The sequence below is a fragment of the Pseudomonas sp. PA-4-8C genome (assembly GCF_021606625.1).
GTDB classification, from domain to species: domain Bacteria; phylum Pseudomonadota; class Gammaproteobacteria; order Pseudomonadales; family Pseudomonadaceae; genus Aquipseudomonas; species Aquipseudomonas lactis.
On the sequence record NZ_WKCD01000042.1, the window covers coordinates 1 to 20,545 of the forward strand.

The window sequence follows — 20,545 nt, forward strand, 5'->3', positions numbered from 1 at the left end:
TGGCAGGCGGTAGCGGTTGAAGTTCCAGTCACCCTCCCCCGGCCCGCCTTCGTACAGCGGCATTTCTTCCATCAAGGCGTGACCGATGCCCATGGCCACACCGCCTTCGAGCTGGCCCTTGACCAATTCTTCAACCAGCACCCGACCACACTCGATCCACGAATGGTGATTGAGCACTTCGACCTGTGCCGAACCCTTGTTGACCTTCAACTCGACCAACGTGGCGACGGGGCTGTAGTACGTCACCGCAGCGTTGTTCAACTGGGTGGCGGGATAGCTGACGTTCTGGCGATCGAGCAGGTGGAAACCGGCAGTGTTCATCAGCGCCTGCTTGGCTTTCGGTGCGCCGTCTCCGTATTTCACCGCCAGACCGTCGAGCGGCAGGCGCTCGCGCACGCCGTCGATGCTGTACTCAGCCTCGGCCCAGCTCCAGCGGTTGAACCCGTGGACCGTGGCAGCGGTGACCAGGCCGCGCTCGTGAGCACGCTTGGCCAGCTCTTCAAAGCTCAACGGCTGCATGCCGTTGGCGGTGAGCTTGCCGTCGACCCAATGCGCGTCTTCGCGGCGCACAACATAGGGGTTGGCCTGGCCGCCAAACGGGCCCTGGCGCCAGATCTCCAGCGCCGCTGGCCACAGGCCGTGGTTGAACAGCACACGCGCCGCTTCACGGGTGGCATGGCTGAAGTAGTACGCCGAGTTGGTCGCCGAAGACGCCGAAGCGAGCTTGCCCACCCAACGCGGGTTGCGCAGCAGGGTGTCCTGCTCGGCCTGGCTCATGGTGTAGGGGTTGCCGCCGGTGACCAGCTGCATTTCCTGCCACTCTGTTTCGCCAGTTTTTACTTCGTGGGCCGGGCTGCCGAGGAAATCGGCGACCACCAGCGATTGCGAAGTGGACATGCCGGTGCCGATTTCGATGCCGATGTGGCGCAGGCTGATGCGGCCGTCAGCGCTGAATTCGACACTGGCCATCGGCGCTTCGGAACCGGTGCCGAAGTCTTTCTGGCAGATGGCGAAACCAACGCCATACCAGTTATCCGGATCTGCGGCTTCGCGTTGTTGCTTGATCGCGTCGCGGTTTTTCCACACGTCGTGCACAGCGGCCTTGTCGAGAATTTCGTGCAGGCGCAACGCACCGGCAGGGATCGCGCCCTGGGTGTTCTTCATGCCCGAACGCAGTGCGTTCTTGCGCCGCAGCTCAATGGCATCCACACCCAGGCGCCCGGCGATTTCGTCGACCATCATTTCGGTCGCCGCCATGCTTTGCAGGGTGCCGTAGCCCCGCATCGAACCGGCTTCAACGCCACGGGAGTGGTACGCGGTCACTTGCAGGTCGTTCTGCGGCATGTAGTAGATCGACTGCGCCGCCGTGGCGCCGACCGCAGCCACCGATGGGCTGTAGTTGATCCGGCCACCGCCGTCGACGCTCATGTCGGCGAGGAAAATTTTGAAACTGTGGTCGTTTTTGTCGACCGCCAACTGATAGCGAATATCGAACGGGTGGCGTTTGATGCCGCTCTGGAATTGCTCGTAACGGTCATTGGCCAGACGCACCGGCACGCCGGCGCCATACAACGCAGCGAGGGCGGCGTAGTAGACGAAAATGTTGTGGTCTTTGGAGCCGTACCCCACGGTGTAACCCGGGTGCATGTTCAAGTGGGCCAGGCCGAAGCTCGACGGCGAGATCATTTTGGCGGTCTCGGTCGCGACTTCCAATGGGCACTGGGTGGCCACCACAAAGTGTAGGGTCTTGGTCGCCGGATCGTACCAACCGTTGCCGTTGTCCGGCTCCATGGCGGCCGGTTCGATCGATGGGGTTTTGTAGCGCTCGTCAAACACCAGCCAGTTGTCCGGCGGCGTGCTGATCTGGCTCTTCATGCGCTCGGCGTAGAACAACCCGCGCTCGGTCAGGTTGCCGTGCAGGTTTGGCTGGGAATTCCACACCGGGCGACGATTTTTCAGCATCGGGAACAGGATCGAATCCTTGAGACTGGCGAATTCGTCTTCATCGGCCGAGGTCGCGCCACCCACGCGCACATAGCGGAAGCTGCCGTAGGGGTCGCCTTCGTAATACGGCACTTTGGCGCCGTAACGAATCGCCTTGTCATTGAACTTGAGCTTGTTCTTGGCCTGACGGAAACGCTCGAAGTCGTTCCAGATCAGGATCGCCACCGGGTGACCGATGAACATCGGCACTTTACCCTCGGGCAGCAACGGGTCCGGCGCATGCTCTTCCGGGAAGACGATACCGTCCTTGTCCAGGTCGGCAGCGGTGACAATACGGTCCGGCTGCAGATCGGCGCCAAGCCACGACAGGTCGTAGCCCGCGTAGATGTGGTCGGCCTTGATGGTTTTAAGCAACATGGCGTGACCTTGCTGCTGGGGCCAGCCCGGCATGTCCTTGGAACGGATGTCGCGGGCAAACACCTTGCTGCCGCAGACTTTCGACAAGGCATCGTTACGCTGGCGCGCCTTGCCGTTATGGCCGAGCCACTTTTCAGACGGCACGGTCACGCTGTTTTCCATCAAGGCAGCCAGCGCCTGGGTGCTGAGCGGCGTGAGCGTGACACTCACACCCGCCACCAGCCCGCCCTGGAGGAACGAGCGCCGGGTTATTTCACGGTTGGACATGGATCATCCTCTGAGCGGTTATAAATCCGCCCTTATGGTTAAGTACACCGAATCTGGAGACTTGCAGAAGCCTTTCTCGACGAATCAAAAGGCCATGATGACAGTGCAAAGTTGACCGAAGGGTTAACTTTAAAGGTTTCTGCGCCTGCGGCAAATAACCACATTGAAATTTTTTGACACAAGAACGCAAAACGGCCGACAGAATCGAAATGATCTGTCGGCCGTTTGCCGATAATGAGCGCTGGTGGTAGCGAAGAAGATGAGGTTTTTTTCAAACCCCCAGACACAAAAAACCCCGGTCTTTCGACCAGGGTCTTTGCTATCCGATCAAGGTGAGCCAGTGGCTTTCCTTGTGCTTCAAGGCGTTCAGTGGGCCTTGAGGCAGATATGGCGCAGCGGACGGGACTCGAACCCGCGACCCCCGGCGTGACAGGCCGGTATTCTAACCGACTGAACTACCGCTGCGTATCGCTTGGCTGATTGAGCATGAACCCTCAACCACCTTTAAACATCTGACTGATCAGCCTTGGCTGTTCAATCTCAAGCCCGACACATCGAACCTGGAAAATATGGCGCAGCGGACGGGACTCGAACCCGCGACCCCCGGCGTGACAGGCCGGTATTCTAACCGACTGAACTACCGCTGCGCGTCGGTGCAACCTTTAACGTTGCGTCTTGCCCGAGGGCAAAACTCTCAAGAAGTGGTGGGTGATGACGGGATCGAACCGCCGACCCTCTGCTTGTAAGGCAGATGCTCTCCCAGCTGAGCTAATCACCCTTTGCTTCGTTGAGGCCGCGAAATTTACGCAGGTAGCGGACCTAAGTCAATAGCCTGCTTGAAGTTTTTCTGAAAAAGACAAAAATGACTTCAAGACGGCTACCGGCCCTACTCGCTGTAAATCATCTTCTTGCTCATGCCGCCGTCCACCACGAACTCTTGCCCGGTGACGAACCCGGCCTGGCGTGACAGCAACCAGGCCACCATCGCCGCCACGTCCTCCACCGTCCCCACCCTGCCCGCCGGATGCTGGGCATGATCGGCGTCGGTGAGCGGTTCTGCACGCCGTGCAGCCGGGTCACGTGCGTCGATCCAGCCAGGGCTGACCGCATTGACCCGCACTTCCGGCCCAAGGCTCATGGCCAGGGCGTGGGTCAGGGCCAACAGCCCACCTTTGCTGGCCGCATAGGCTTCGGTGTCAGGCTCGGATTGACGCGCCCGGGTCGAAGCCAGGTTGACGATGGCACCGCCATGGGCACGCAGGTAAGGCGCGCAGTGCTTGGCCAACAGCATCGGCCCGCTGAGGTTGACCGCCAGCACGCGATTCCAGTACGCCAGGTCGAGGCTTTCCAGGGTGATATTGCGCGGGTCGGCCACCGCCGCATTGCAAACCAGCGCGTCCAGGCGCCCGAACTGCCCCAGCACCTCGGCGACACCCTGGGCCACTTGCTTCTCGTCGGCCACGTCCATGGTGATAAACCAGGCATTGTCGCCCAGCACCTTGGACACCTTGGCACCGCGCTCGCGGTCCAGGTCGGTCAGCACCACCTGCCAGCCTTCACTGATCAGCCACGCGGCAATCCCGAGGCCAATGCCCCGCGCCGCGCCCGTCACCAACGCCACGCGCCCGTTACTGGCCGCTGCGGCCTCCATGGACCACTCGATCACAAGGCCGCCAGCCCGCGGGCCAGGTCTGCCTGCAAGTCGGCAATGTCTTCCAGGCCCACCGCAATGCGGATCAGGCTGTCACGGATGCCGGCCGCTTCACGCTCCTGGGGCGCCAGGCGCCCGTGGGAGGTGGTGCTCGGGTGGGTGATGGTGGTCTTGCTGTCACCCAGGTTGGCGGTAATGGAGATCAAGCGCGTCGCGTCGATAAAGCGCCAGGCGCCGTCTTTGCCGCCCTTCACTTCGAAACTCACCACCGCACCGAAACCACGCTGCTGGCGCTGGGCCAAGGCGTGTTGCGGGTGGCTCTTGAGGCCGGCGTAATGCACCTTCTCGATACCGTCCTGTTGTTCCAGCCACTCGGCCAGGGCTTGGGCGTTGGCGCAATGGGCTTTCATGCGCAGGCTGAGGGTTTCCAGGCCTTTGAGGAAGATCCAGGCGTTGAACGGGCTCAGGGTCGGGCCAGCGGTGCGCAGAAAGCCCACCACTTCCTTCATCTGCTCGCTGCGACCAGCCACCACGCCGCCCATGCAACGGCCCTGGCCGTCGATGAACTTGGTTGCCGAGTGCACCACGATGTCCGCACCCAGCTTCAGCGGCTGCTGCAAGGCCGGGGTGCAGAAGCAGTTGTCCACCACCAGCATCGCGCCTTTGGCATGCGCGACTTCGGACAGCGCAGCGATGTCCACCAGCTCAGCGAGCGGGTTGGACGGCGATTCGACGAACAACAGCTTGGTATTGGCCTTGATGGCCGCCTCCCAACCGGACAGGTCCGCCAGGGGTACGTAGTCCACTTCAATACCGAAACGCTTGAAGTACTTTTCGAACAGGCTGATGGTCGAGCCGAACACGCTGCGCGATACCAGCACATGGTCGCCGGCGCTGCACAGGCTCATCACCACCGCCAGGATGGCCGCCATGCCGGTGGCAGTCGCCACGGCCTGCTCGGCACCTTCCAGGGCCGCGATACGCTCTTCGAACGCGCGCACGGTCGGGTTGGTGTAGCGCGAATACACGTTGCCCGGCACTTCGCCGGCAAAGCGCGCAGCGGCATCGGCGGCAGTACGGAACACGTAGCTGGAGGTGAAGAACATCGGGTCGCCGTGTTCACCTTCCGGGGTACGGTGCTGGCCGGCGCGCACAGCCAGGGTATCGAAAGCTACGCCATCGAGGTCGCTGTCCAACCGACCGGCATCCCATTCCTGACTCATGCTGCGACTCCTTATTCAATTCTTTATTTAAGATACAAAACCGGCCCCTCAGGGCCGGTGTTTACTCAGTTGTTATACAGGTCGATGATCGCGCTGACCGCCTGGGTCTTGATCTTCGACGAGTCGTTGCGCGCCTGCTCGATCTTGTTCAGGTAGGCTTCGTCGACATCGCCGGTGACGTACTTGCCGTCGAACACGGCGCAGTCGAACTGCTCGATCTTGATCTTGCCACCGCCAACCGCTTCGATCAGGTCCGGCAGGTCCTGGTAGATCAGCCAGTCGGCGCCGATCAGGTCGGCTACATCCTGGGTAGAACGATTATGAGCGATCAACTCATGGGCGCTCGGCATGTCGATACCGTACACGTTCGGGTAACGCACCGCAGGCGCGGCGGAACAGAAGTACACGTTCTTCGCCCCGGCTTCGCGGGCCATCTGGATGATCTGCTTGCAGGTGGTGCCGCGCACGATGGAGTCATCCACCAGCATCACGTTCTTGCCGCGGAACTCGAGCTCAATGGCGTTGAGCTTCTGGCGTACCGACTTCTTGCGCGCCGCCTGGCCGGGCATGATGAAGGTACGGCCGATGTAGCGGTTCTTCACGAAGCCTTCGCGGAACTTGACGCCCAAATGGTTGGCCAGCTCCAGCGCAGCGGTACGGCTGGTGTCCGGGATCGGGATGACCACGTCGATATCGTGCTCGGGGCGCTCGCGCAGGATCTTCTCGGCCAGCTTCTCGCCCATGCGCAGGCGCGCCTTGTAGACCGAGACGCCGTCGATGATCGAATCCGGGCGCGCCAGGTAGACGTGTTCGAAGATGCACGGGGTGAGTTTCGGCGCTACGGCGCACTGACGGGTGTGCAGCTTGCCGTCCTCAGTGATGTAGACAGCTTCGCCCGGCGCCAGGTCGCGGATCAGGGTGAAGCCCAGCACGTCCAGGGACACGCTTTCAGAAGCGATCATGTACTCGACGCCTTCGTCGGTGTGACGCTGGCCGAACACGATCGGGCGAATGCCGTGGGGGTCGCGGAAACCGACGATGCCGTAACCGGTGATCATCGCCACCACCGCATAACCACCGACGCAACGGTTGTGCACATCGATCACGGCGGCGAACACGTCTTCTTCGGTCGGCTGCAGCTTGCCGCGCTGGGCCAGCTCGTGGGCGAACACGTTGAGCAGCACTTCCGAATCGGAGCTGGTGTTGACGTGGCGCAGGTCAGATTCGTAGATCTCCTTGGCCAGTTGTTCAACGTTGGTCAGGTTACCGTTGTGCGCCAAGGTAATGCCGTAAGGCGAGTTGACGTAGAACGGTTGAGCTTCGGCCGAGGTCGAGCTACCGGCAGTCGGGTAACGCACATGACCAATGCCCATGTGCCCGACGAGGCGCTGCATGTGACGCTGATGGAACACGTCACGCACCAGGCCATTGTCCTTGCGCAGGAATAACCGGCCGTCGTGGCTGGTCACAATACCGGCAGCGTCCTGGCCGCGGTGCTGGAGGACGGTTAGCGCGTCATACAGCGCCTGATTGACGTTCGACTTACCGACGATACCGACGATGCCACACATGCGACGCAACCCCTACTTAATGAATCTTGACTGAACACAGCTTACTGAGGCGTTTTGGCCGGCAAGAGGTGTTCCTTGAACGGAAGATCAGCGGGTACGCTGATTCCGCTGGCCAGCCACTGACTGCTCCACCCCAATATGAGGTTTTTGGACCAGTCTGCAACCAATAGAAATTTTGGCACGAGTACCGACTCCTGCCACCACGAATCCTGCTGTACCGGCCCCAGGCTCAACAGCCCGACCGCCACGACCACCAGCAGCGCGCCACGCGCAGCCCCGAAGGCCATGCCGAGAAATCGATCGGTCCCGGAAAGGCCGGTGACACGTATCAACTCGCCAATAAGATAATTGACCATTGCCCCCACCAACAGCGTGGCGATGAACATGATGGCGCAGCCCGCGATGACGCGAGCCGAAGGTGTCTCTATGTACCCGGCCAGGTAGACCGACAGCGAACCACCGAACATCCAGGCTACGACTCCTGCGATGATCCAGGTCAGCAACGACAGTGCTTCTTTTACGAAGCCGCGGCTTAGACTGATCAAAGCGGAGATGGCGACGATTGCAACGATCGCCCAATCAACCCAGGTAAATGGCACAGTGCAGCCTACGTACGGATAAGGCGGCGCATTTTAGCAGAGCGCCGGGCTATCGGTAAGCGGTGATTGCGGGTGCTTTGCAAATCAATAGATTGGGCGGTGTGAACGCCATTTCAAGCCCACCATAAATCAATGTGGGAGCTGGCTTGCCTGCGATGAGGGCGGCACATTCGACATCGTTGTCGATTGAACCACCGCCATCGCAGGCAAGCCAGCTCCCACATTTAGAGCATATTGCCCGTTCAGCCGCGCTCGGGCTGGAAACGCACCACGAAACCGTTGAGGTTCTGCTGGCGACCCAGCAGATCGCGCAGGCGATCTGCCTCGGCACGCTCGATCAGCGGCCCGACAAACACCCGGTTCTTGCCGTCGGCGCTGCGGATATAAGCGTTATAACCCTGGGCTCGCAGCTTTTTCTGCAGGGCGTCAGCACTTTCGCGGTTGGCCAGGCTGGCCAGTTGGATCGACCAACTGATCGGCAGGCCATTAGGGTCGATGCGGCTCTGGCCCACATCCGGCTTGCCCGGTGCCGCAGGCTGCGGCGCTACCGGTTTGGGCACTGGCGCAGGGGCGGCCGGCTTGGCAGCAACGGCCGGTGCCGGGGTCGGCTTGACCACCGGGACACTCGGCTGCACCGGCATCGAGGGCGCCTCTTGCGCGGCAACGTCTTCATCGGTGGGCACAGGTTCTTGCGGCAACGCCTGGGGCTCAGGCACCACCACCGGCTCGACCTGAACCTGCGGCACCACCGGTGCCTGGGGCGCGGCAGGGGCTTCAACCACCACCTGACGCTGTTCGTCCTGGCGGGAGAACAGCATCGGCAGAAAGATTACCGCCAACGCCACCAGCACCAAGGCCCCGACCATTCGCTGCTTGTATGCGCTATCCAGTAATGCCATGTGCAGCTTCCTCCGTGGAGCGCCGGGCCAGCCATTCAAGCGCCTCGGCAACACAATAAAATGATCCGAACAACAGGATTTCGTCCTCGGCCGTCGCTACCGCACACTGCGCCTCCAGGGCCGCAGTGACGCTTGCATACGACGCCACCGGCGCGCCAAGGTTCTGCAAGGCAGTTTCCAGCTCAGCGGCGGGACGGCTGCGCGGCGTATCCAGCGGCGCAACAGCCCAAGACTGGACGCTGCCCAGCAGTGGCGCAACCACGCCGTCCAGGTCCTTGTCGACCAACAACCCGAACACCGCCAGGCGACGCTCCAACGGCGGGGTACGCGCCAGACGCTGAGCCAAGTACTGCGCAGCATGGGGGTTATGGCCCACATCCAACATCAGGCTCAGGCGCTTGCCTTGCCAGTCGAAGGTTCGGCGATCCAGGCGCCCCACCACTTTGGTTGCCAGCAAGGTCGCGGCAATCTGCGCGGCATCCCACGGCAGGTCCAGCAGCAGATAGGCTTGCAGCGCGAGCGCGGCGTTTTCCATCGGCAGGTTCAGCAACGGTAAATCAAGCAGCTCTACCCGTTGGCCACGTGCATCCTGCCCACGCCATTGCCAATGGGTGTCGCCGATGTCCAGAGTGAATTCGCGACCGCGCAGGTAGAACGGGCAATCCAGTTCGCGCGCCTTGTCCAGCAAGGGTTGCGGCGGATCCAGGTCACCGCACAGAGCCGGACGGCCCTGGCGGAAGATCCCGGCCTTTTCAAAAGACACCGATTCGCGGGTATTGCCCAGGTAGTCAGCATGATCGACACCTATGCTGGTCACCAGGGCCAGGTCGGCATCCACCACATTGACCGTATCCAGGCGCCCGCCGAGGCCGACTTCCAGCACGACCACATCCAGTTGCGCACGCTCGAACAGCCAGAACGCCGCCAGGGTGCCCATCTCGAAATAGGTCAGGGAGATGTCGCCACGCCCGGCCTCCAGCGCAGCAAAGGCTTCGCACAGCTGGGCATCAGTGGCCTCTACGCCATTGAGCTGCACCCGCTCGTTGTAGCGCAGCAGGTGCGGCGAGCTGTACACGCCGACCTTGAGGCCCTGGGCCTGCAACAGCGCGGCGACAAAGGCACAGGTGGAGCCTTTGCCGTTGGTGCCGGTCACCGTGATCACACGCGGTGCCGGCCGGCCCAACCCGAGGCGGGCCGCTACCTGTTGCGAGCGCTCCAGGCCCATGTCGATGGCGGACGGATGCAACTGCTCAAGGTAGGCGAGCCATTCGCCCAGGGTTCGTTGGGTCATAGGTTTGCAGGCACCGGCGGCACGACGATCGGCTCGACCTTAGGCGCGATGTACACAGGCGTCGGCAGGCCCATCATTTGCGCAAGCAGGCTGCCCAGGCGCGGGCGCAATTCGCCACGCGGGATGATCAGGTCGATCGCACCGTGCTCCAGCAGGAACTCGCTGCGCTGGAAGCCTTCCGGCAGTTTTTCCCGCACGGTCTGCTCGATCACACGTGGGCCGGCAAAGCCGATCAGCGCTTTAGGCTCGCCAACGATCACATCGCCCAACATCGCCAGGCTGGCGGACACGCCGCCGTAGACCGGGTCGGTCAGCACGGAGATGAACGGGATGCCTTCTTCACGCAGACGCGCCAGTACCGCCGAGGTCTTGGCCATTTGCATCAGGGAAATCAGGGCTTCCTGCATACGCGCACCACCAGAGGCGGCGAAGCAGATCATCGGGCAACGGTTTTCCAGGGCATAGTTGGCAGCGCGAACAAAGCGCTCACCGACGATGGCACCCATGGAGCCGCCCATGAAGGAGAATTCGAAGGCCGAGACCACCACTGGCATGCCCAGCAGCTTACCGCTGACCGAAATCAGCGCGTCTTTCTCGCCGGTCTGCTTCTGCGCGCCGACCAGACGGTCCTTGTACTTCTTGCTGTCGCGGAACTTGAGACGGTCAACCGGCTCCAGGTCGGCGCCCAGCTCATTACGGCCGTCGGCATCCAGGAAGATGTCGATACGGGCGCGTGCGCCAATACGCATGTGGTGGTTGCACTTGGGGCAAACGTCCAGGGTCTTTTCCAGCTCCGGGCGATACAGCACCGCGTCGCAGGATGGGCATTTGTGCCACAGACCTTCAGGAACCGAGCTTTTCTTCACCTCGGAACGCATGATCGAAGGGATCAGTTTGTCTACTAACCAGTTGCTCATGCTTTCTTTTCTCCAGTACCGGTGGCTTGAACACAGCCCCGCGTATGCCCTTGAGCTAAATTCATATGTGGCGATGACACAGGCGGGACGGGGTCAGACGTTGGACCTGCCATTTCCCGCCCGTATCCTCAGCCTTCCAGACAACCTGCCAGCGCAGGGTTGCCACTTCGTTTCCGGGCCACCCACAGGCGGCGCCGGGCTGTTTTACACAGTGGTAGTTATGGACGGCGGCAGACTGCCAGCCGTCACATCCCACCCCTGCTGTTGCGCACGGCCTGCATGAACGCGCGAATCTTGCTCGGGTCCTTGATCCCCTTGCCCTGTTCCACCCCACCGCTGACGTCCACGGCATACGGCCGGACCTGTTCGATGGCCGCCTGGACGTTCTCAGGGGTGAGCCCACCCGCGAGGATAACTGGCTTGCTCAAACCCTCGGGAATCAGCGACCAGTCAAACGCCTCGCCCGTACCACCGGGTACGCCTTCGACGTAGGTGTCCAGCAGAATCCCGCGAGCGCCGGCATACGCGGCGCAGGCTGCGGCGATATCGTCCCCGGCCTTGACCCGCAACGCCTTGATGTACGGGCGCTGATAGCTTTCGCATTCCTCTGGCGATTCGTCGCCGTGAAACTGCAACATATCCAGCGGCACCGCATCCAGGGTTTCATTGAGCTCACAGCGGCTGGCGTTCACGAACAGCCCCACGGTGGTCACAAAGGGCGGCAACGCAGCGATAATCGCCCGCGCCTGCAGCACATTCACCGCCCGTGGGCTCTTGGCATAAAACACCAGGCCAATGGCATCCGCCCCCGCTTCGACTGCCGCCAGCGCGTCTTCTATGCGGGTAATCCCGCAAATCTTGCTGCGAACGGCTGACATGTCGTAGGAACCTCAGGGTTGGACCGAGAAAGTCCCGGATGGTAACAAAAGCTTTTCCGGGCGTCAGCCGCCAAGTTCGCTGAAACCGGTGAGGAAGTGCGGCCCGATAAAGCGTTCCGGCAGTTCGAACTCGTCGCGGTACTCCACATCCACCAGATACAGGCCGAACGGATGCGCCGTGACCCCGCCCGTGCGGCGAATGCGGCTTTCCAGCACTTCCTTGGCCCACTCCACCGGGCGCTCACCGGTGCCGATGGTCATCAGCACCCCAGCGATATTGCGCACCATATGATGCAGGAAGGCCCCGGCACGGATATCCAGCACGATCATCTTGCCGTGCCGCGTCACCCGCAGGTGGTGGACTTCCTTGATCGGCGACTTGGCCTGGCACTGGCCGGCACGGAAGGCGCTGAAGTCATGCACCCCCACCAGATGCTGCGCGGCTTCAGCCATGCGCTCGGCATCCAGCGGGCGGTGGTTCCAGGTAATCTCTTCATTGAGGTGCGCCGGGCGGATCTGATCGTTGTAGATCACGTAGCGGTAACGCCGGGCGATGGCCTTGAAACGCGCGTGGAAATGCGCCGGCATGACCTTGGCCCAGCTGACGCTGACGTCATGGGGCAAATTGATATTAGCCCCCATCACCCACGCCTTCATCGAACGCTCGGCCTGGGTGTCGAAGTGCACCACTTGGCCACACGCGTGTACACCAGCGTCGGTACGCCCGGCACACATCAGCGACACCGGCGAGTTGGCGACTTTGGACAGGGCATTTTCCAGGGTTTCCTGCACCGTCAGCACCCCGGAGGCCTGACGCTGCCAGCCGCGATAGCGCGAGCCTTTGTATTCCACGCCCAGGGCGATGCGGTAAAAGCCTGCGGCCGCCATTTCGGCAGCCGCGTTATCTATATTTGCCAAGAACTGTGAGCCTGATGAGTTGCGCAAAGGCGGGCATTATAGGGCGTCAGGGTGCATGAGTGGACTTTAAATGTGGGAGCGGGCTTGCTCGCGAATGCGCCGTATCATCCAGCACATCAGCAGCTGAACCACCGCATTCGCGAGCAAGCCCCACATTTTTCTGCGTCGGCCGTTAGATTCGGCCGAGCATTTCCTTGGCTTCGCTACGCTGACCTTCGTCGCCTTCGGTCAGCACTTCAGACAGGATGTCTTTCGCGCCTTCGGCATCGCCCATGTCGATGTACGCCTGGGCCAGGTCAAGCTTGGTGGCCACTTCATTGGTGCCGGAGAGGAAATCGAACTCTGGCTCGTCCTCAGCACCCAGCGCGGCATCTTCAGCTGTGAAGGAAGGCCCGATCGGCGGATGTTCCAGGCTCTGGGACAAACGATCCAGCTCAGCATTGACGTCGTCCAGCTCCGAAGCGAAGGCATCGGACTTGGCCGCAGGCGCGCTCGGCTCATCCGCCAGCGACAGGTCAAAGTCTTCCGGGAGGTCGAATTCGTCCAGCGCAGCCGGCGTCAGGGTCGGCGGCTCTACCGGCGGTACATCCTTGATCTGCCCTTCCAGGCCCGACAGGAAGTCGTCATCGGATTGCGACGCGGGCGGGTCCAACTGCAGGTCCAGGTCAAAGTCCGACAGGTCCGGCGCATCGGCCTTGGGCTCGGTCTGTTGTTTGAGCAGCGATTCAAAGGTTTGCTGGTCTTGCGCGATCTCGGCCGGCGAGGCAGCTTCCAGGTCATCCAGGCTCAGGTCGAAATCGGTGTCGAAGGTATCTGCCTGCGGGGCTGGGGTCGGCTTGTCGTCGAGCAGGTCCTTGACGTACTGCGCATCCAGGGCTGCGGCGGCCACTGCGGCACTGACACCCGCGGCCAACACGGCCATGGCCGGGAAACGCGCCTTGAGCTGCTCGACCTGGGCATGGTTCTCACCGTTGGCCACCAACTGGCGCTCTTGGGTAACGAACCCGTCCTTGTTGTTCTGCAGGCCATAGACTTCCATCAGCTTCAAACGCAGGTCGCTACGTTTGGGCTCGCGCTTGATGGCTTGTTCAAGCACATCCGCCGCCTGGTTCAGGTGGCCACGGTCGATATGGGACTGGGCCTGGGCCAGGGCGTCGCTGGAATTTTCCTGAGCCACGGCAACCGCCAACGGCGCCAGCACAGAGGCGACCGTCGGTGCCACAACCGTCTCAACCACCGGTGCAGGCGCGGGTGCTGGCGGCGTTGCGGTGTCGAGCTTGACGCTCGGCGGCGGTACTTCAAGACCCTCGAAGCTGTCAGGCGGCAGGTCTTGATCGATATTGGAAACGAACTCAGGCTCTTCGGCCAACGCCCGCGCCATGCGCAGATGCTTCTCTTCTTCGCGACGAGCATTGCGATGGCGTGCCCACAGCAGCAGAAGCAGCAACACCACCAACAGGGCCGCACCGCCAAGGATGCCGAGCACAATCGGGTTGGTCAGCAGGTCGTTGAACTTGCCTTCAGTGCTGGCCGGCGCGGCAGCTGGCTTAACCGGTTCAGGCGCTGGCGCTGGTGTTGCAGCGGGAGCTGCCGGCTCGGCTGCAGGTTCACCCGGCAACTGCGCGGGCATCGCGGCGGTCTGTGGTTCACCCGTTTGCGCCTGCAAACGAGCCAACTGGTCATTCTTGAGCTGGATCAGCTTTTGCAGCTTGTCCAACTGGCTTTGCAAATCGGCGGCACGGCTTTTCAGTTCTTCGTTGTCGCGCCGCGTGGTGTCGAGCTCTTCCTGGGTCATTGCCAGCTTGTCGCTCAGGGCGCGGCTGTCACCGACGGTGCCCTTTCCACCTTTCTTGGCGGCTTCGGCCAACACCAGGCTCAAATTGTCCTTGGCCTGGGTGCTCGACGGCGCATTGCCGGCCTGGGTGCGTTTGGTCGCGTCCAACTGCGGCTTGCCGGCCACTTGACTCTGAGGGCCACGGCGGCCCTGGCGCCAGGCGGCGTTCTGCGCGCTCACTTCGGCAATCGCTTGCGGCTGCGCCAGCGCTGTACTTTGCGTGGTATCTGGCAGGCGCAGGACCTGGCCGGTTTTCAGGCGGTTGATATTGCCGTCGACAAAGGCATCCGGGTTAAGCGCCTGGATGGCCAGCATCGTTTGCTGGACCGAGGCGCCATTGCGGTTCTTTGCGGCAATTTCCCACAAGGTGTCGCGGGACGTGGTGGTGTGCTGGGCAGGCGCGCTGGCGGCTGGCGCGGTACTGGCCGGCGCGCTCGCCGTCGGCGCTGGCTGATCGAACTTGGCCGGGTCGAGCAGTACGCTGTAGTCACGCATCAAACGGCCATTGGGCCATTGCACCTGCATGAGGAAGCGCACATAGGAATCGGGCAGAGGCTTGCTGGAGGTCACGCGCACCACGCTGCGACCTTCGGGGTTGATCACCGGGGTGAACGTCAGGTCGTCGAGGAACGCCTGGCGGTCGACACCCGCATCCACGAAGGCCTGGGCCGACGCCAGGCTAGGGGTGATCTCGGACGCCGTAAGGCCGCCCACATCGCGCAATTCGATTTCCACGGACAGCGGCTGGTTCAACTTCGACTTGAGGGTCATCTCCCCAAGTTGCAGCGCCTGCGCCATACCGGAGGACAGCGCCGAGGCGGCCGCTATTGCTAACACCAGTTTGCGAACTTGAACCATAGCCTCATCCTTTGTTTGAACGCTTCCCGCCCTGCGAGAAGGTTGGTAACCGCTGCCATTAGGCATGGCGAGCCGATAGGTCACCGACGCGCTTGTGTTTCACTTGGGACCAAGCATAGCGCCTGGTTAGAATCAATCTACAAATTGCCGCCAAGTATCTTTTACACAAGGCCTTTTATCAACAACTGCGCCAGCTCCACGGCGTTCAGGGCCGAGCCTTTGCGTACGTTATCTGACGTCAGCCAAAGATTTAGTTCCGCCGGGTCGTCGATACCGGCGCGAACTCGCCCTACGTACACCACGTCCTGGCCAACGGCATCGCCTACGGCCGTGGGGTAATCGCCCTCCTCGACCAGCTCGATACCCGGCGCAGCCTCGAGGGCGCGGTTCACCGCGGCTAGGTCGACCGGCGCGGCCAGTTGCAGCGACACAGTCAGGCTATCGCCGAAAAACACCGGGGCTTGAACGCAGGTGGCGGAAATCTTTAGTAAAGGTGTTTCCAGCACGGCGCGCAGTTCGTGGACGAGACGTTTCTCCAGGGCGGTATGACCTTGGGCATCCGGCGTGCCGACTTGCGCCAGCAGGTTGAACGCCACTTGCCGATCGAAGAACGCCGGCTCCAACGGGCGCACGTTCAACAGTTCGGCGGTCTGGCGCGCCAACTCGCTGACGGCCTCGCGGCCCTGGGCAGAGATTGCCAGGTTGGCGGTGACGCTGACGCGCTGGACGTCTACCACACCACGCAAGGGCGCCAGCACCACCGCAAGGTAAGTGGCACAAGGGCTCGGGCTGCCGAGCTGAAAAGGTTTCTTCAACGCTTTCAGCACATGGGCGTTGGCCTGGGGCACGACTTGCGGCGCCTGCTCGGCGGGCAATGCGCCAGACAAGTCGATCACCGCGCAGCCAGCGGCGGTGGCACGCGGGGCGAAACTCAGGGTCACCGCTGGGCCTGCGGCGAAGAACGCCAACTGCACCTTGCTGAAGTCAAACGTGTCGACTTCTTTGACCCGCACGTTCTTGCCCCGAAACGGCACCGAAGCCCCCGCCGAGTTGCTGCCCGCCAGCAGGTACAAGGTGCCCACCGGGAACTCCAGCTCTTCGAGAATCTGCACCAGGGTTTCGCCAACGGTACCGGTGGCGCCGATCACGGCGATTTCAAAGGTCTGGGTCATGGGATTGCCTCGGGCATTACGGGGGAGCGGCACTTTACCGGGTGGTAGAGGGTGAGGCAATTACAGCCCCCCTGATCGCTCCCACGCTCTGCGTGGGAATGCCTCCTGTGACGCTCCGCGTCACGCCTCTAAAGCAGACGCAGAGCGTCCAGAGCTGCATTCCCACGCAGAGCGTGGGAATGATCACAAAGGCAACAAAAAACCCGCGCCTATCACCAGAACGCGGGTTTCTGTTATTGCCTCAAGCGATCAACGCTCCAGCAAAATCCGCAACATGCGACGCAACGGCTCAGCCGCGCCCCACAGCAGTTGGTCGCCGACGGTGAACGCGCCGAGGAACTGGCTGCCCATGTTCAGCTTGCGCAGACGGCCCACCGGTACATTCAGGGTGCCGGTGACCTTGGTCGGGCTCAGCTCCTGCATGCTGATATCGCGGTTGTTCGGCACCAGCTTGACCCATGGGTTGTGCTGGCTGATCAACCCTTCGATATCGGCGATTGGCACGTCTTTGTTCAGCTTGATGGTCAGTGCCTGGCTGTGGCAACGCATGGCGCCAATGCGCACGCAGATACCATCCACCGGGATCGGGTTCTTGAAGCGACCCAGGATCTTGTTGGTTTCGGCCTGGGCCTTCCACTCTTCGCGGCTCTGGCCGTTAGGCAGTTCCTTGTCGATCCACGGGATCAAGCTACCGGCCAATGGCACGCCAAAATTCTCGGTCGGGTAAGCGTCGCTGCGCATGGCCTCGGCCACACGGCGGTCGATATCGAGGATCGCACTGGCCGGGTCAGCCAGTTGATCGGCGACAGCGGCGTGGGTCGCGCCCATCTGCTTGATCAGTTCACGCATGTTCTGCGCGCCGGCGCCGGAGGCCGCCTGATAGGTCATGGCGCTCATCCACTCCACCAGGCCCGCTTCGAATAGACCGCCCAGGCCCATCAGCATCAGGCTGACGGTGCAGTTGCCGCCTACGTAGTTCTTGGTGCCGGCGTCCAGTTGCTGGTCGATGACCTTGCGATTGACCGGGTCGAGGATGATCACCGCGTCGTCCTGCATGCGCAGGCTCGAGGCGGCGTCGATCCAGTAACCCTGCCAGCCGGCTTCGCGCAGCTTGGGGAAGACTTCGCTGGTGTAGTCGCCACCCTGGCAGGTCAGGATCACATCGAGGCTCTTCAACTCTTCAATGCTGTAGGCATCCTTGAGCGGGGCAATGTCCTTGCCCACGGAAGGCCCTTGGCCACCTACGTTCGAAGTGGTGAAAAACACCGGCTCAATAAGATCGAAATCCTGCTCTTCCAGCATCCGCTGCATGAGCACGGAACCGACCATACCGCGCCAACCGATCAGACCTACACGTTTCATCGCAACTACACCTTGTTAAAAAGTGGGCCGCCTTGCAGCAACAACTGCAAGCGGGCCCGAGAGATTACAGATTCCGCAGCGCGGCGACTACTGCGTCGCCCATTTCTTGCGTCCCGACCTTGGTGCAACCCTGGGACCAGATATCGCCCGTGCGCAAGCCCTGATCCAGCACCAGGCTGACGGCCTTCTCGATGGCGTCCGCGGCATCGCCCAGGTTGAAGCTGTAACGCAGCATCATCGACACCGACAAAATCGTCGCCAACGGGTTGGCAATGCCCTGCCCCGCGATGTCTGGCGCCGAACCGTGGCACGGCTCGTACATGCCTTTGTTATTGGTGTCCAGGGACGCCGACGGCAGCATGCCGATAGAACCGGTGAGCATCGACGCCTGGTCGGACAGGATGTCGCCGAACAGGTTGTCGGTGACGATCACGTCGAACTGCTTGGGCGCACGCACCAGCTGCATGGCGGCGTTGTCGACGTACATGTGGCTCAGCTCGACGTCCGGGTAATCCTTGGCGACTTCTTCGACGATTTCACGCCACAGCTGGCTGGAAGCCAACACGTTGGCTTTATCCACCGAGCAGACTTTTTTGCCGCGCACGCGCGCCATGTCGAAACCGACACGGGCGATACGGCGGATTTCGCTCTCGCTGTATGGCAGCGTGTCATAGGCCTGACGCTCACCATTTTCCAACTCGCGCACGCCCCGTGGCGAGCCGAAGTAGATACCGCCGGTCAGCTCACGCACGATGAGGATATCCAGGCCCGCTACCACTTCCGGCTTGAGGCTCGACGCGTCAGCCAGTTGCGGGTAGAGGATGGCCGGGCGCAGGTTGCCGAACAGGCCCAGTTGCGCACGGATTTTCAGCAGGCCGCGCTCAGGGCGGATGTCACGTTCGATCTTGTCCCATTTCGGCCCGCCCACGGCGCCGAGCAGCACGGCATCGGCAGCCCGGGCGCGGTCGAGGGTCTCGTCGGCCAGGGGCACGCCGTGCTTGTCGATGGCGGCGCCGCCGATCACATCGTGGCTCAGCTCGAAGCCCAGGCTGTACTTGCTGTTGGCAAGCTCAAGGACCTTGACCGCTTCGGCCATGATTTCCGGACCAATACCGTCGCCAGGGAGAATCAGAATCTGCTTGCTCATGCTTTCCTCATTTCATCGGGCGACCCGCCCACAGGCAGGTCGGGAACCATCAATCAGCGTTCGGCGAAGACCACCAGCACATCGGTGCTGAAGGTGCCGTCGGCTTGAATTTCGTAATAGTCGCGTACTTCCTGGCCCATCGCCTTTTGCAGCTCCAGGATTGCTGCCCGCAGTACCTCGGGCGTGCGCATGCGCTCGACCCACGAGGTGTATTCCAGGCGCAAGCGTTGGCGGCTGCTGTTGCGTACGTGCAGGCCGGCCTCACTCAACTGGCGCATCCACTCGGCGCCGGAGTAATCACGCACGTGGCTGGTGTCGCGCAGCACTTCGACGGTTTGCAGGTAAGTGTCCAACAGTGGGCTGCCCGGTGACAAGACATCCACAAATGCCGCCACGCCGCCCGGCTTGAGCACCCGGCGCACTTCACGCAGGGCCAGGCCGAGGTCGCTCCAGTGATGGGCCGAGTAACGGCTGAACACGAAGTCGAACTCGCCATCGGCGAAGGGCAGCCGCTCGGCGGCGCCGTGCACGGTGCGGATGTTGGCCAGGTTGCGGTCTTTGGCGGCGGCGGCCACCACGTCGAGCATAGGCTGGGACAGATCGTAGGCCACCACCTCTTTAACCAGAGGCGCCACGTGGAAGCTGACATGACCGGCACCGCAGCCCAGGTCCAGCAGTCGCGCAGCGCCCTGCCCGGCCAGTTCGGCTTGCAGCACAGCGAATTCGGTGCCCTGGGCGTGTACGGCGCTGCTCAGGTAGGCCGAGGCTTGCTCGCCGAATTGTTTTTGCACGACTTGGGTGTGGGCGGGGGTGGTCATGGAGGCTTTCCTTGGGTTTGTGGTGGTTGCACTGGCGCTATCGCAGGCAAGCCAGCTCCCACCGTTGGAATGCACTCCAATGTGGGAGTCGGGCTTGCCCGCGATGAGGCCCGCACGGTTTACCGCAAATCAGGCATCGCGAAACAACCAGGGCTGGCTCGCCCGGTGCTTGGCTTCAAACGCAGCAATCGCATCGCCGTCCTGCAAGGTCAGGCCGATGTCGTCCAGGCCGTTGATCAGGCAGTGCTTGCGGAAGGCATCCACTTCAAAGTGATACACCTTGCCGTCCGGGCGGGTCACGGTTTGCGCGGCCAGGTCCACCGTCAACTGGTAGCCGACATTGGCTTCCACTTGCTGGAACAACTCGTCCACTTCAGCGTCGCTCAAGATGATCGGCAACAGGCCGTTCTTGAAGCTGTTGTTGAAGAAGATATCGGCGTAGCTCGGCGCGATGATGCTGCGAAAGCCGTACTCTTCCAGGGCCCACGGGGCGTGCTCGCGGCTGGAGCCGCAGCCGAAGTTTTCCCGGGCCAGCAACACGCTGGCGCCCTGGTAGCGCTCGGCGTTAAGCACGAAGTCCTCGTTCAGCGGGCGCTTGGAGTTGTCCTGGTAGGCGTAGCCCACGTCCAGGTAGCGCCACTCGTCGAACAGGTTAGGGCCGAAACCGGTGCGCTTGATCGACTTCAAGAATTGCTTGGGGATGATCTGGTCGGTATCTACGTTGGCACGGTCCAACGGCGCTACAAGGCCCGTGTGTTGGGTAAAAGCTCTCATCGGGT

16 protein-coding genes and 3 tRNA genes are annotated in these 20,545 nt (G+C 62.0%); all 19 read right to left on the reverse strand.

From position 1 onward, the window contains the following. A partial coding sequence (locus tag GIW04_RS10000) for a xanthine dehydrogenase family protein molybdopterin-binding subunit (RefSeq protein ID WP_236478972.1) occupies positions 1–2,628 on the reverse strand: 2,628 nt, incomplete at its 3' end. 388 nt (positions 2,629–3,016) lie between these two features. Next, positions 3,017–3,093: transfer RNA gene (locus tag GIW04_RS10005), tRNA-Asp, on the reverse strand. A gap of 105 nt (positions 3,094–3,198) precedes the next feature. Further along, positions 3,199–3,275: transfer RNA gene (locus GIW04_RS10010), tRNA-Asp, on the reverse strand. A 55-nt stretch (positions 3,276–3,330) separates the two neighbouring features. Further along, a tRNA-Val gene (locus GIW04_RS10015) sits at positions 3,331–3,406 on the reverse strand. A gap of 108 nt (positions 3,407–3,514) precedes the next feature. Next, entirely contained in the window at positions 3,515–4,279 is a 765-nt protein-coding gene (locus tag GIW04_RS10020) for an SDR family oxidoreductase (protein ID WP_003192533.1), read from the reverse strand. An 11-nt stretch (positions 4,280–4,290) separates the two neighbouring features. Continuing rightward, entirely contained in the window at positions 4,291–5,502 is a 1,212-nt protein-coding gene (locus tag GIW04_RS10025; protein WP_003192536.1) for an O-succinylhomoserine sulfhydrylase, read from the reverse strand. Positions 5,503–5,567: 65 nt separating this feature from the next. Next, a complete protein-coding gene (purF, locus tag GIW04_RS10030; RefSeq protein ID WP_003192537.1) occupies positions 5,568–7,073 on the reverse strand; it encodes an amidophosphoribosyltransferase in 1,506 nt (501 codons plus the stop codon). Positions 7,074–7,114: 41 nt separating this feature from the next. Then, entirely contained in the window at positions 7,115–7,672 is a 558-nt protein-coding gene (locus GIW04_RS10035) for a CvpA family protein (protein WP_003192538.1), read from the reverse strand. Positions 7,673–7,914: 242 nt separating this feature from the next. Beyond that, positions 7,915–8,571, reverse strand: coding sequence for an SPOR domain-containing protein (locus GIW04_RS10040; protein WP_003192540.1), 657 nt, complete (start codon positions 8,569–8,571; stop codon positions 7,915–7,917). Continuing rightward, positions 8,555–9,862, reverse strand: coding sequence for a bifunctional tetrahydrofolate synthase/dihydrofolate synthase (gene folC / locus GIW04_RS10045; RefSeq protein ID WP_120248919.1), 1,308 nt, complete (start codon positions 9,860–9,862; stop codon positions 8,555–8,557). The genes GIW04_RS10040 and folC overlap by 17 nt, the downstream gene beginning before the upstream one ends. Then, positions 9,859–10,779 carry an acetyl-CoA carboxylase, carboxyltransferase subunit beta gene (gene accD / locus GIW04_RS10050; protein WP_003192545.1) on the reverse strand — a complete coding sequence of 307 codons (921 nt, stop codon included), beginning with the start codon at positions 10,777–10,779 and terminating at the stop codon, positions 9,859–9,861. Before accD ends, folC begins: the two co-directional genes overlap by 4 nt. Before the next feature lie 245 nt (positions 10,780–11,024). After that, a complete protein-coding gene (locus GIW04_RS10055) occupies positions 11,025–11,657 on the reverse strand; it encodes a phosphoribosylanthranilate isomerase (protein WP_003192547.1) in 633 nt (210 codons plus the stop codon). Positions 11,658–11,720: 63 nt separating this feature from the next. After that, positions 11,721–12,545: a tRNA pseudouridine(38-40) synthase TruA gene (gene truA, locus GIW04_RS10060; RefSeq protein ID WP_003192549.1), complete on the reverse strand. Its 825-nt coding sequence runs from the start codon at positions 12,543–12,545 to the stop codon at positions 11,721–11,723. Between the two features lie 202 nt (positions 12,546–12,747). Further along, positions 12,748–15,267 (reverse strand): FimV/HubP family polar landmark protein, encoded by a 2,520-nt coding sequence (locus GIW04_RS10065; protein ID WP_120248920.1) that lies wholly within the window; start codon positions 15,265–15,267, stop codon positions 12,748–12,750. A 161-nt stretch (positions 15,268–15,428) separates the two neighbouring features. Beyond that, complete coding sequence (locus GIW04_RS10070; protein ID WP_078803479.1) at positions 15,429–16,439, reverse strand: aspartate-semialdehyde dehydrogenase; 1,011 nt, start codon at positions 16,437–16,439, stop codon at positions 15,429–15,431. A gap of 249 nt (positions 16,440–16,688) precedes the next feature. Beyond that, positions 16,689–17,801 carry an aspartate-semialdehyde dehydrogenase gene (asd, locus tag GIW04_RS10075; RefSeq protein ID WP_003192554.1) on the reverse strand — a complete coding sequence of 371 codons (1,113 nt, stop codon included), beginning with the start codon at positions 17,799–17,801 and terminating at the stop codon, positions 16,689–16,691. Positions 17,802–17,865: 64 nt separating this feature from the next. Further along, the gene (gene leuB, locus GIW04_RS10080) at positions 17,866–18,948 is read right to left on the reverse strand and encodes a 3-isopropylmalate dehydrogenase (protein WP_003192555.1); all 1,083 of its coding nucleotides are present in this window, start codon (positions 18,946–18,948) and stop codon (positions 17,866–17,868) included. A 53-nt stretch (positions 18,949–19,001) separates the two neighbouring features. Then, a complete protein-coding gene (locus GIW04_RS10085) occupies positions 19,002–19,766 on the reverse strand; it encodes a class I SAM-dependent methyltransferase (protein WP_120248922.1) in 765 nt (254 codons plus the stop codon). A 129-nt stretch (positions 19,767–19,895) separates the two neighbouring features. Continuing rightward, positions 19,896–20,540 (reverse strand): 3-isopropylmalate dehydratase small subunit, encoded by a 645-nt coding sequence (gene leuD, locus GIW04_RS10090; protein ID WP_120248923.1) that lies wholly within the window; start codon positions 20,538–20,540, stop codon positions 19,896–19,898. Positions 20,541–20,545 lie beyond the last annotated feature (5 nt).

Bases quoted from the DNA above. Each gene is read 5' to 3' on its own strand.
- GIW04_RS10020 (WP_003192533.1), bottom strand. From the start codon at position 4,279: ATGGAGGCCGCAGCGGCCAGTAACGGGCGCGTGGCGTTGGTGACGGGC.
- GIW04_RS10025 (WP_003192536.1), bottom strand. From the start codon at position 5,502: ATGAGTCAGGAATGGGATGCCGGTCGGTTGGACAGCGACCTCGATGGC.
- purF (WP_003192537.1), bottom strand. From the start codon at position 7,073: ATGTGTGGCATCGTCGGTATCGTCGGTAAGTCGAACGTCAATCAGGCG.
- GIW04_RS10040 (WP_003192540.1), bottom strand. From the start codon at position 8,571: ATGGCATTACTGGATAGCGCATACAAGCAGCGAATGGTCGGGGCCTTG.
- folC (WP_120248919.1), bottom strand. From the start codon at position 9,862: ATGACCCAACGAACCCTGGGCGAATGGCTCGCCTACCTTGAGCAGTTG.
- accD (WP_003192545.1), bottom strand. From the start codon at position 10,779: ATGAGCAACTGGTTAGTAGACAAACTGATCCCTTCGATCATGCGTTCC.
- GIW04_RS10055 (WP_003192547.1), bottom strand. From the start codon at position 11,657: ATGTCAGCCGTTCGCAGCAAGATTTGCGGGATTACCCGCATAGAAGAC.
- truA (WP_003192549.1), bottom strand. From the start codon at position 12,545: ATGGCGGCCGCAGGCTTTTACCGCATCGCCCTGGGCGTGGAATACAAA.
- GIW04_RS10065 (WP_120248920.1), bottom strand. From the start codon at position 15,267: ATGGTTCAAGTTCGCAAACTGGTGTTAGCAATAGCGGCCGCCTCGGCG.
- GIW04_RS10070 (WP_078803479.1), bottom strand. From the start codon at position 16,439: ATGACCCAGACCTTTGAAATCGCCGTGATCGGCGCCACCGGTACCGTT.
- asd (WP_003192554.1), bottom strand. From the start codon at position 17,801: ATGAAACGTGTAGGTCTGATCGGTTGGCGCGGTATGGTCGGTTCCGTG.
- leuB (WP_003192555.1), bottom strand. From the start codon at position 18,948: ATGAGCAAGCAGATTCTGATTCTCCCTGGCGACGGTATTGGTCCGGAA.
- GIW04_RS10085 (WP_120248922.1), bottom strand. From the start codon at position 19,766: ATGACCACCCCCGCCCACACCCAAGTCGTGCAAAAACAATTCGGCGAG.
- leuD (WP_120248923.1), bottom strand. From the start codon at position 20,540: ATGAGAGCTTTTACCCAACACACGGGCCTTGTAGCGCCGTTGGACCGT.